Origin of the sequence: Syntrophorhabdus sp., from assembly GCA_012719415.1 — a bacterium.
Lineage (GTDB): Bacteria > Desulfobacterota > Syntrophorhabdia > Syntrophorhabdales > Syntrophorhabdaceae > Delta-02.
This window is the reverse complement of sequence record JAAYAK010000054.1, coordinates 1-7,983: the sequence shown is the minus strand read 5'-3', so window position 1 is coordinate 7,983 and position 7,983 is coordinate 1. Positions and strand designations below refer to the sequence as shown.

At 61.6% G+C, this 7,983-nt stretch carries 6 protein-coding genes; 4 read left to right on the top strand and 2 right to left on the bottom strand.

What is annotated here, in order from left to right; translation table 11 throughout:
• A partial coding sequence (locus tag GXX82_03530) for an ATP-binding protein (GenBank protein ID NLT22096.1) occupies positions 1–452 on the bottom strand: 452 nt, incomplete at its 3' end.
• 29 nt (positions 453–481) lie between these two features.
• Positions 482–1,678 (bottom strand): AmmeMemoRadiSam system protein B, encoded by a 1,197-nt coding sequence (amrB, locus tag GXX82_03525; GenBank protein ID NLT22095.1) that lies wholly within the window; start codon positions 1,676–1,678, stop codon positions 482–484.
• 122 nt (positions 1,679–1,800) lie between these two features.
• On the opposite strand from amrB, the gene GXX82_03520 reads away from it, so the two are divergent.
• The 4 genes from GXX82_03520 to GXX82_03505 form a co-directional block, all read left to right on the top strand.
• On the top strand, positions 1,801–2,337 hold the full coding sequence (locus tag GXX82_03520; protein NLT22094.1) for a heterodisulfide reductase: 537 nt from the start codon (positions 1,801–1,803) through the stop codon (positions 2,335–2,337).
• On the top strand, positions 2,334–3,206 hold the full coding sequence (locus GXX82_03515; protein NLT22093.1) for a heterodisulfide reductase subunit B: 873 nt from the start codon (positions 2,334–2,336) through the stop codon (positions 3,204–3,206). The genes GXX82_03520 and GXX82_03515 overlap by 4 nt, the downstream gene beginning before the upstream one ends.
• Positions 3,203–3,592 carry a helix-turn-helix transcriptional regulator gene (locus GXX82_03510; GenBank protein NLT22092.1) on the top strand — a complete coding sequence of 130 codons (390 nt, stop codon included), beginning with the start codon at positions 3,203–3,205 and terminating at the stop codon, positions 3,590–3,592. The genes GXX82_03515 and GXX82_03510 overlap by 4 nt, the downstream gene beginning before the upstream one ends.
• Positions 3,593–3,628: 36 nt before the next feature.
• Positions 3,629–7,983, top strand: a 4,355-nt coding sequence (locus GXX82_03505; GenBank protein NLT22091.1) for an FAD-dependent oxidoreductase, incomplete at its 3' end; no start/stop codon positions are given.

The window sequence follows — 7,983 nt, the reverse complement described above, 5'->3', positions numbered from 1 at the left end:
TACCGCCTTATCCCTCCCGGGTCGTGGGATACTGTGAAGATGAGGATGTTCTTGTTGGAGCTTCGCTTGTACTCGATGTTCTTGGCCGCCCTCTTCATGATCTTCGTTGACGGCCTCCCCGAGGACCCGAAGAAATCGTCCGCCTCGGGAAAGGTGCCGGCGAGCAGCATGTTGAAGGGGGCGCCGGTGTCGGCTACGGTAACGTAGAGAGCGCCCGTGTCGTGGACGGTGCAGGAGATCTCGATCTCGACGCTCCTCTCGTGGCAGGCAAAGCGTATGATATTGTCGACGGCCTCCTCGATGGCCTGGCCGAGGTCGTCCACTGTCTTATCGCTGTAGCAGCATTCCAGGGCCATGCCGCGGACAAAACCCACAAATTCCGGCATGAAAGACCTCTCGGCGGGCCCTTTGATCGTATCGGGGGTTGTATCGGTATCCTTCACTTTCGTCATTCTCACCTCATTCGTCCCCGGCGGTGTCGTCACCGGTAGAAGACGGCTCCGGCGAAGCTCACCGAAGACTGTCCGTCCGACCATTGATCGTAGCTCACGATCTCGGACGCGCATCCTTCAAGAAGTTTGAGCTGGAAGAAAATGGGGGTGAGCCCGCATATCCTCCGGCTGTCCCTCTCATTCTTGACGGCACGGAAGAAACCTTCGGCGTCCACATTCCTGATATGCTCCAGGATCTCCTCGTCTTTGCGCCGCGAGCTGTCGAGGGTGGCACCGTCAAGGGGATAACGGTCGCCAAACTGAGCGCCGATATGGGCGAGATCCGCGCCGGAAAGGATCAGGCAGGGCTTCCCGTAAGCCGAAAGAACGCCCTTGAGGTTCTCGACGAGGAGTGTGACTTCCTCATCGTTCGTTTCCTTAAGGCCACCCACGTATTCGTGCATGGAACCTGTAAGGATGGGGAGGATCTCGAAATCCTCCTCAACCATGAACTGGATGAGAGGTAGCTGCAGTTCTATGGAATGCTCCGTCCGGTGCGGCCACTCATCAATATACCTCTTCAGGAGACCGTTCGCTCCTATCAACTCTCTCAGCCCCTGTCCGCAGGGTATCGTCTCGAGCGGCGTCTCGAAGTCCTTGAGTGATATGCTCCAAAGACCCTCCGTGGGCCGGTGGCACGTGCCGAAGATGACGATGAGCGGCTTCGCGCCCCCTCTCAGGTACGGGTATGTCTCCCGGTACACCGCGGCGCCCCTCTGGTAGTCGATGTGCGGCGCAAGGATGCCCGAGATCTCCCGAGCGGGGGCGGGCCTCATCACACCGCCGTCGAAGAGGTCGTCGAGGAAGGTCAGCAGATCCATCCGGTTCGACGCGTATCCCTTCCCCGCAAGATATGCCTTTCGGACGGGAGAGCTGCAATACTCACCGCGAAGACCCTTTATGTGCCTGTCGTAACGCTCCCCCTCAAGGAGGAGGTTCTCATCCATCACCCTCACGAGCTCCTCGATGCGTTCGATGTAGACCATCTCTCCGGAGGCCCGCATAAACTCAGCCTGGATATCGCGGAGAGTCCTCGTGCCGTCCATGAGGGCCACCATGAAGGCCACCTCCCTGGTGACGGCGAGGGCGTTCTCCACCACCCCCTCCGCATCGCTGAGGAGTATGAGGTCCTGCCCGTCCTGCTCGAAAGGCATGACGTCGACATAACGCAATTTTGGTCTTTCCATGACCTTTAGATATACCACAACGGGAATGAAGATGGAAGAAGAGGGGGGAACAGAAAGGAGACCGGGGGGGAGGAAAATCCATTTGACATCATGGGGATAAAGTTTGAGAATAAAGGTCTGATATGCCGCGCCCTTCCTTCCTCGATGAGATAGAAGCACGGTCAGGGGTAACAATTTCCGTGTGTTACCAGTGCTGCCGGTGTACCAACGGGTGCCCCGTCGCCGGGGAGATGGACATCGTCCCCCACAGGGTAATAGGGTATATCCTGACCGGCGAGCGGGAGAAGGTCCTTGCGTCGGCATCCCCGTGGAAGTGCCTTCAGTGCGCCACCTGCAGTCTGCGCTGCCCGAACGGCATCGACGTGGCCCGTGTCTTCGAAACCCTCCGACACATATCCATCGCCTCCGGTCTTGCGGCGAAGAACGACGTCCGGCGTTTTGACGACCTCATCATCGACAGCGTGGAGAGGCACGGGCGCTTCGCCGAATTTGAAACGATCATGCGCTATCGCCTGTCGAAGGGACAGTTCCTGAAAGACGCGGCCATGGGGCTCGACATGCTGAAGAAAGGCCGGATCGGCCTGTCATCACACAATATCCGCGGCAGAAAGGAACTGGGAGCGATAATACGCCGCACGCGGGGACACGGGGACAGATGATCACCCTCTCCTACTTTCCGGGTTGTTCCCTCACATCATCCAGCTCTTTCTACGACCGTTCCCTCAGAAAGGTCCTCTCCTTTTACGGTGTGGAGCTCAGGGAACTTGAAGACTGGTCGTGCTGCGGGGCCGCCGCCGCGCCCGCCATGAACCACGAACTGACCGATGTGTTGAATGCCCGCAACATTGCCATCGCCGAGAGATCGGGTCTTCACCTCCTTGCCCCCTGCTCCGCCTGCTATGCCCGCACACGGGCGAGCGCCCTCAGGATAGCCGGCGACAGGCCGACGCGGGAGAGGGTCAACGAGGCCCTCGCCCCGATGTCCGCGAAGGGTTCCGTGGAGGTGAGGAACATCATCGAGGCGCTCCTCCAGTACGTCGGGGTCGAAAGGGTCGCCGCTTCCGTGGCGTACGGCATCGGCTCGGTCCGCGCGGTTCCCTATTACGGCTGCCTCCTCACCCGTATCATGGACGTCCCTTCCTCCGACGATATCGAAGACCCCTCAGGCATGGATGTCCTTCTCGACGCCCTCGGGACCTCCGTCCTTCCCTGGCAGTTCAAGACGGAGTGCTGCGGCGCGGGGTCGACCGCGACGGCGAGCGACAGGACAGCGCAGCTTTCCGGGCGCATAATGGCGATGGCCGTCAAGGCCGGGGCGAATGCCGTCGTCACCACCTGCCCGCTGTGCCAGCTCAATCTTGACCTCACCGCGCATTTAAGGGGCGACCTTACCGGCATCCCCGTCCTCTTTCTGACGGAGGTCTTTGAACTCGCCCTTTTCGGCAGGGCGGAGGGCAGCAGGAACCACCTCATATCCATGGCCGGCATAGAAGGGTCCGTGGAGATACTCGGAGGGATAAGCGCATGACCCAACCCGGAGACAGCCACGGTCAGGATGTGGCGCGCCCCGGGGCGCTTGAATACGTGAGGCGTCACGACCCCGACGGGGCGGAGAAACTCGAGAGGCTCCTGAAAAGAAAGGACGTTCTCATGGCGGGAAACTCCTATGGTGAACGCATGACGGAACGGCAATTCTCCCTCGTCTTCGAGCCCCTGCTCGCCCGGGCCGTCGAGCGTTCCCGGATACTGGAAAACCTCGGCACAGAAACGGCATCCGTGCCGGAGCTGGCGCGAAGGCTGGGGATAGCGCCGGGCGCGGTCTTCGATCACCTCAAGGAGCTGTCCCGCAGGGACGTCGTAGAGATCTCAGGATACGAGGACCGGGACGCCTTGTACAGGAGAAAATGCCAGTGACACGCCGGCGTTCAGGTAACCGGAAGAGCGGGTTCCATGGATAAGACGGGAAAGGTCCTCGTCATAGGGGGAGGCATCGCGGGGATGGAGTCATCACTCAACCTCGCCGAGGCCGGCTTCAAGGTCTACCTCGCGGACCGCAAACCCAACATCGGCGGGAACATGGCCCAGCTCGACAAGATATTCCCCACCAACGATTGCTCCATGTGCGTCATGGCACCGAAGCTCGTTGAAGTGGGCAAGAACCCCAACATCGAGCTCCTCATGAACTCCGAGGTCTTCCGCCTCGAGGGAGGCCCGGGACACTTCCGGGTGACACTTCGCACGCGGCCGAGGCGTATCGACCCCGCGCGCTGCACGTCCTGCGCCTCCTGCGCCGCGGCGTGCCCCCTGGAGGTCGGCAACGTCTACAACGAAGAAATGTCCCTGCGCAGCGCCGCCTTCATCAACTTTCCCCAGGCCATACCTTCGACGTACATGATCGACAGGCAGCTCTCGCCCTGCATCTACACCTGCCCCATCAACCTCAACGCCCGCGACTACATCGGGCTCGTCGCGGAAGGACGGTTCCTCGAGGCCCTCGACCTCATCCGGGAAAAGCTGCCCTTCCCCGGGATCATCGGGAGGATCTGCGCTCACCCCTGCGAGAATGCCTGCTTACGGGGAAAGGAAGTGGACCAGCCCATCGCCATCTGCGCCCTGAAGCGCTTCGTCGCCGACTACGAGGTCGGCAGACGCGAGCCACCCCTTCCCGTGACAGAGACCGAAAAGGACCGGAAGGTTGCGATCATCGGCGCCGGGCCTGCCGGCTTCGCCTGCGCCGTGGAGTTGAGGAAAGCGGGCTTTAACGTGACGGTCTTCGACGCCAACGAAAAGCCGGGCGGAATGCTCTACGCCGGCGTGCCCGCCTACCGGCTTCCCCGCGATGTCCTCGCCCGGGAGTTCTCCATCGTGGAGCGGATGGGCGCGAAGCTCACCATGAACACGCGGATAGGCCGGGACATCTCTCTCGAGGAGGTCCTTTCGTCCCATGACGCGACGTTCATCGCCTCCGGCGCCCACGGGAGGCGCAAGCTGGGGCTCGAGAACGAAGATGCGAGAGGGGTCATGAGCGCCCTCGACTTTCTCAAGGACGTGAACACAGGGAAGGATGTCTCACCGGGCAAGAGGGTCTTCGTCGTCGGAGGCGGGAACGTTGCCATGGACACGGCCATCACGGCGCGCAGGCTCGGGGCCGCCGAGGTCCATATCGTGGCCCTCGAGAAATGGGACGATATGCCCGCCCACCGATGGGAGATCGATCAGGCGATCGAGGAGGACATCGTCTTCCACAACGCCTGGGGCCCTTTGAGGATCACCGCCGAGGAGGGCAGGCTCACAGGGTTGGAACTCGCCCGCTGCGTCCGCGTCTTCAACGAGGAGGGTCTCTTCGATCCCCTCTACGATACATCGACCACGGTTGCCTTCGCCATGGACACGCTGATCCTTGTCATCTACGAGACGATCGACACGGCTTATCTCGCGGCGTCTGACACCATAGAACGTCATGGCGACGGCAGGGTCAAGGTCGATCCCGTCTCGCTGGAAACGACGCTGAAGGGCGTCTTCGCGGGGGGAAACGCCGTGACGGGCCCGCGCAGCGCCATCGATGCCATCGCCCAGGGCAAGCGCGCGGCCGAATCGATCACGAGGTACCTCGAAGGCAGGGACCTCCTCGAAGGACGCCTCGCCGAGGACGACAAGATACTTGACGAGGTCCCCTTCCCTGTCACGAGAAAGGTGCGGGTCAGCATCCCCCGCAGGGCCGTTGCCGACCGCGCCGGTTTCGTGGAGACCGTGGGGACCCTCGACGAAGCGAGTGCCGTCGAGGAGGCAAGACGGTGCCTTTCCTGCCGCCGCTGCCTTGGCTGCGGGATCTGCGAGGAATCGTGCAAGCCCGAGGCCATCGACTATCGTGAGGGCCCGGTGGAGCGCATCCTCGATGTGGGGAGCATCGTGATCGCCTGCGGCTTCGACGAGTTCGATGCCTCGACGTCAAGAGAACTGGGGTATCTTTCCTGCGAGAACGTTCTTTCCAGTGTCGACTACGAGCGGGTGCTTTCGGCTACGGGTCCGACCGGCGCCGTCGTCATGCGGCCCTCCGACGGAAGGATACCGAAGAGGATCGCCTTCATCCAGTGCGTCGGCAGCCGGAACAGGCAAAACCCTTACTGTTCTTCGATATGCTGCATGTTCGCCATGGAGGAGGCCATCATCTCAAAGGAACACCACCGGGACATCGAACCGACCATCTTCTACATGGATACCCGCACCTTCGGCAAAGGCTACGAAGAGCAATACCGACGGGCGAAGAAAGAGTATGGCATCCGGTACATCAGGTCCCTCATCTCCAGGGTCTTTGAAGACCCCGATACGAAGGACCTCGATATCACGTACACCGACGGGAACGGCAATGTTGTCACGGAGACCTTTGACCTCGTCGTCCTCGCCGTCGGGCTTCGTCCCTCGAAACAGCTCGCAGGCCTCGCCCGGGTGATGGGTGTGACGGCCAACGAATATGGATTCATCGAGACGGGCACCCTTTCACCACTTCAGACCTCCCGGGAAGGTATCTACGTCTGCGGTGGCTCCGCGGCTCCCCGGGACATATCGGAGACCGTCGTCGAGGGCTCCGCCGCGGCTTGCGAGGTCGCCTCATCCCTCGCGTCGACGCGCTGGCAGGACATCGAGGTCCCCCGGCTGCCCGACGAGCGCGATGTCTCGGGAGAAAGACCAAGGATAGGCGTCTTCGTATGCAACTGCGGGGTCAACATAGGAGGGATCGTCGACGTCCCCGAGGTGAAGAGGTACGCCGAAGGTCTTCCCGACGTTGTCCTTGCCGAGCAATACCTCTTCACCTGTTCCCAGGACACCCAGGAGAAGATAAAGGGCATCGTCCGCGATGAGAAACTTAACCGGGTCATCGTGGCCTCCTGTTCTACAAGGACCCACGAACCCATCTTCCGTTCCCTCATCCGCGACGCGGGACTCAACAAGTACCTTTTCGAGATGGCCAACATCCGGGACCAGTGCTCCTGGGTGCATATGCACGAGAAGGAAAAGGCGACACAGAAGGCGAAGGACCTCGTGAGGATGGCCGTCGCGAATGCCCGCCACATTGAGCCCCTCACGGAGACGACGCTCCCCGTCGAGCCATCGGCCCTTATCGTTGGCGGGGGGATAGCCGGCATGACGTCGGCCCTTTCCCTCGCGGACCAGGGCTTCGAGGTGCACCTCGTCGAGAAGGGGCCGCGCCTCGGAGGCAACCTTGTCAACATCTTTCACACCATCGAGGGCATCGACGTGCAGGAGATCCTCCGCGGCGTCATCGAACGCGTGACGGGGCATGGCCACATATACCTCCACATGGACTCCGAGGTCATCGCTTCCGAGGGGTCGAGGGGGAACTTCCTCACGGAGATCATGACGGCGGGCCTGAGCGAACCCGAAGAGATACGGCACGGCATCGTGATACTGGCGACGGGAGCCTCGGAGTTAAGGCCGCTGGGGCAGTACCTTTTCGGCGAGGACGAACGGGTGACGACCCAGCTCGCCCTGGAGAAGGCCTTGAAGGACATGTCCCTGCCCGAGCCGAAGGAGTGTGTCATGATCCAGTGCGTCGGCTCCCGGAACGAGGAGCGGCCTTACTGCAGCAGGACCTGCTGCGTGACCGCCCTCAAGAACGCCATGTCCATGAAGAAGAGATGGCCTGGCACGGCGATCACCATCATGTTCCGCGACATGATGACCTACGGCTTCCTGGAAAGGTATTACACGGCGGCGAGGAGAATGGGGATACGCTTCGTGCGCTTCGCCCCGGAGGACCCGCCTGTCGTCGAGGCACGCGCGGATGCGCTGTACGTTCGCTGCACCGATGCGTCGCTGCACGAGGTGGTCACGCGTCGCGCCGACAGGGTGGTGCTCGCGGCAGCCTCCATTCCCAACGACACGAGCTCCCTGGCGGGCGTATTCAAGCTTCCCCGTACCCGGGAAGGTTTCTTCCATGAAGCCCACATGAAACTGAAACCCATAGATTTCGCCGCCGATGGCCTCTACATGGCCGGCTCGTGCCACTCGCCGAAGAATATCCGGGAGGTTATCGCCGAGGCGAAGGGCGCGGCCGCACGGGCGGCGACCACCCTGGCAAAGGATACCATCACCGTGAGTGCCATGACGGCGAGGGTCGAACCCGAAAAATGCGCCGCCTGCCTCACCTGTGTCCGCGTCTGTCCTTACTCGGTTCCCGTGATAGGAGACGAGGGCAAGGCCGTCATCGATACCACGAAATGCAAGGGCTGCGGAACCTGCGTTGCCGAATGCCCGGCAAAGGCAATAGACCTCATGCACTCCCG

Bases quoted from the DNA above. Each gene is read 5' to 3' on its own strand.
- GXX82_03515 (NLT22093.1), top strand. From the start codon at position 2,334: ATGATCACCCTCTCCTACTTTCCGGGTTGTTCCCTCACATCATCCAGC.
- GXX82_03520 (NLT22094.1), top strand. From the start codon at position 1,801: ATGCCGCGCCCTTCCTTCCTCGATGAGATAGAAGCACGGTCAGGGGTA.
- amrB (NLT22095.1), bottom strand. From the start codon at position 1,678: ATGGAAAGACCAAAATTGCGTTATGTCGACGTCATGCCTTTCGAGCAG.
- GXX82_03510 (NLT22092.1), top strand. From the start codon at position 3,203: ATGACCCAACCCGGAGACAGCCACGGTCAGGATGTGGCGCGCCCCGGG.